The following is a 2,728-nucleotide window of genomic DNA, read 5'->3' as shown; positions in this document are numbered from 1 at the left end:
CACGCATGGGCTTGACTGAAATATCCCAACTGGCGCCCGCAATCACGAGCACGGACACGACCAGGCAGGGCCGTTTGAAATAACGCTCCCACATGCTGCTCTCCTCTTGCTGTATGAATCTATTGGTCCTGCTTTTTTTATGTATGCCTGGGCCAGCACGCCGGTACTAGTACGCGCCCAGGGTTTCGTGCGCCTGTCGCCGCAGGCTATGTTCGATCTCGCCCAGCCGCTGGGCATACAGCGCAATGATGTCCTGCTTGCGCTCCAGTGCTTCTGACAGTGCAGCCAGACGAGCAGTACAGATAGCAGCCACTTCGCCAGCCAGTTGCTCCAGGCTGACCTGTACGGTTTGCCCCAGCGCCTCGTACAGTTTTTCATAGGAAGGCGGCAAGTCGTCCGCCACGGCGGCCTCATACGCGACCCCGGCCGGCAGGGCCAGTGGCACCGCCGTCGGTGCCGACAACACGTGATGGTCAAGCACGGCGCGCGCATGACGCTCGAAGGCGTGCATGAGCGACGCTTGCAGGCTTGCCAGCACGGCGGCCACGTCACCGGTGACGGCGTGTCTTTCCAGCAGTGCCGGCAGGCCCGGCATCAGTTCGCGCCAGGCCAGTTGCACGATGCGTGCCTGCTGTACCGGCAGGGCTTGCTGTTGCGCGGCGATCAGTTGCTGCAAGTCGGCCAGCGCCGGCAGGGTCTGCTCCTGCAGCGGGGCCAGCACGTCTTCCTGCAGATGGTGCAGCAGCACTTCGGCCGGCTTGCGCTCGCGATAGGCCATGGCCGGGGCCAATAGCGCCAGCAGGGTGGCATACAGGCGTTCGAAACCGGCCGCCTCCATGACCGCGGCATCGGCTCCCTGACTGCGCGCCACATAGGCCGAAACCGAAACCGGTGTCTTCAACTGGCTCAACGCCACGCCCAGGGATTGCAGCTTGTCGGCGGCGCGGGTGCGCACGTCGGCTTCCTGGTCGGCGCGATTGGCGGCACTCTTGTTGCGCAAGCGCTTGACGATCTGGCCGTCGACTTCGTCTTCTTCGATCACGTCGCTGCGGGTGAGCACCGGCAGCAGCGGCTTGCCGCGGCGCAGTTCGCGCGCCAGTTCATCCAGCTCCTGCACCTGGCCGGGCGAGGTCGAACTGGTCAGCCACAGCACGGCGTCGGCGCTGTCCAGGAAACGCTGGGTCAACGCGGCATTGTCATCGGTGGCCGAATGCAGGCCAGGGGTATCCAGCAGGACCAGGCCATCGCCCAGGCAAACCCCTTGCAGACGTGCCGTCGTTTCAGTGGCGCCTTCGTGGAAGGATTCTTCACTTTCTACCAGTTGCCCGTCGTGCAGGTGGAAATACTGCACCGTCTGGCGGCGCTGGGCGAAGCGCTGCGCGAGAAAGTTGCATAGCGAGCTTTTACCGGCATTGAACTTGCCGAACACCAGCAGCATCAGCTTGCCCTCGAAACGCTGGGCCAGCGCGCGCGCCGGCGCCAGCGCCAGCCATTGCTGTTGGCGCCGTTGCTGCTGGTGCGCCAGGGGCCTGATGCAGGGCAGTGATGCGCTGGGCCAGCGGACTGGTTCCCTGCAGGCCGCTGGCATCGATCTGTCCAGCCTGCAGGGCTTGGCGCAAGTCACTGAGCCAGTCGCGCAAGGCGTCCAACAGCGATTGCAGGTCAACGCCCTCCTTTGCCTGGCTGACGATGGCTTCGATGAAGCGCTGTTCCTGGGCGCTCATGCCAGCTCCACCGCGCGCAAACCATCGAGCGCGCCCAAGGCACGGGTGTTGGCGGAGAGCAGCGACTCGGCGCCAACGATGGACTGCTGCAGGGCCTGGCGGTCTTCCGACAGTTCGTAGTAATGCAGGAAGGAGTGCACCAAGTGCGCGCGCCCGGCTGCTTCGCAGAACTGGCGACGCAGGTCGGCGCGGTATTTGATGGAAATCCCCATGACGGCCACCATCACCGTATCGAGGCTACCCACCGAGGTGCGCTGACTGGCCGGCAAGCCTTCCACCCCGTGCTGGATCAGGTGGCCGCGAATGGCGATGCAGGCGCGCGAATAGGCCACATGGATGCGCGCACGTTCGCGCTTGCCGGCAGTGAGCTTGAATTCATCGGCGGCGCTATCGGGGACCAGCGCCGGATCCTCGCCCGGCACTTGCACCGCTTGCACGATGGGCAGCAAGTCTTGCTGCACCTGCTCCAGCACCGCCTGCAAGCCTTGTTCGAAATCCTCGCGCTGCTGGCGCTGGCGCTGCTGCAATTGCTCCACCTGGGCCAGCGCGGCTGCCTGCTGTTGCTGCAATTGCTGGTCGATCTCGCCCAGCAGCAGACTGCGCTCATGCTGGCGCGCCGCCGGTACCTGTTGCGCCACTTCGCGCAACAGTGCCTGCAAGGCGGGAATACCGCTTTTTTGCAGCAACAGGGTCTTGCCGCCTTCCACGCCGCTACGGTGGCGAGTGGACGACACCGGATGCAAGGCCAGGCCCGGCGCCTGGGCCTGGATCGCCTGGCTGACCTTGGCCAGTTGTTCGTCATCGGCCATCTGGTCCACCTGCGTGAGCACGAAGATCGTCTGACGCCGGGTGCGCTGCTGGTCTTCGCGTAGGGCTTGCAGGAGCTGGCGTTCGGCCGCATCCAGTTCGCCCTCCTTGGCGGCATGGACGAACAGGCGCACATCGGCCTGCAACCAGGTCGCTTGCTGGGCGTGCAGGTCATCCTGCTCGGCCACATCGGCATC

2 protein-coding genes are annotated in these 2,728 nt (G+C 64.9%); both read right to left on the bottom strand.

The genetic code is table 11. The features are described 5' to 3' along the window. Positions 1-166 precede the first annotated feature (166 nt). Positions 167-1,588, bottom strand: coding sequence for a dynamin family protein (locus I5W_RS26775; RefSeq protein ID WP_374702159.1), 1,422 nt, complete (start codon positions 1,586-1,588; stop codon positions 167-169). Between the two features lie 132 nt (positions 1,589-1,720). Further along, positions 1,721-2,728 (bottom strand): hypothetical protein (locus I5W_RS26770; RefSeq protein ID WP_044531544.1); only part of this gene is annotated, 1,008 nt, incomplete at its 5' end.

This window comes from Herbaspirillum sp. B65 (assembly GCF_000333555.1).
Classification (GTDB): Bacteria; Pseudomonadota; Gammaproteobacteria; order Burkholderiales; family Burkholderiaceae_D; genus Herbaspirillum; species Herbaspirillum rubrisubalbicans.
This window is presented reverse-complemented; position numbering and strand designations above follow the sequence as displayed.